Below are 266 nucleotides of genomic sequence, written 5' to 3'. Positions count from 1 at the left end.
GACGGCATGGCGGCCCTGCCCCACCTGGTCCGCGTCGCCCCGGTCATGATGCTGACGTACAGCGACGAGACGGACCTCGTGCAGGAGGCGGTCCGGCTCGGCGCCGGGGGCTACCTGGTCCACGGCGAGTTCACGACCCAGCAGCTGACACAGGCGGTACGGGACGTGGGCCGGGGCCGCCCGCACTTCACACCGACGGCGACGAACGCGTTGCTGGCGCATGTCAGAAGCCATGCAACTGCACACGCAGGACCAGAACTACGAGC

General features: G+C 69.5%; 1 protein-coding gene. It reads left to right on the top strand.

What is annotated here, in order from left to right:
• Nucleotides 1-266: response regulator (locus tag KVT34_RS30360; RefSeq protein WP_483311469.1), on the top strand; the 266-nt coding region annotated here is incomplete at both ends.

The organism is Paenibacillus sp. GbtcB18 (assembly GCF_019091125.1).
Lineage (GTDB): Bacteria > Bacillota > Bacilli > Paenibacillales > NBRC-103111 > Paenibacillus_F > Paenibacillus_F chitinolyticus.
This window is presented reverse-complemented; position numbering and strand designations above follow the sequence as displayed.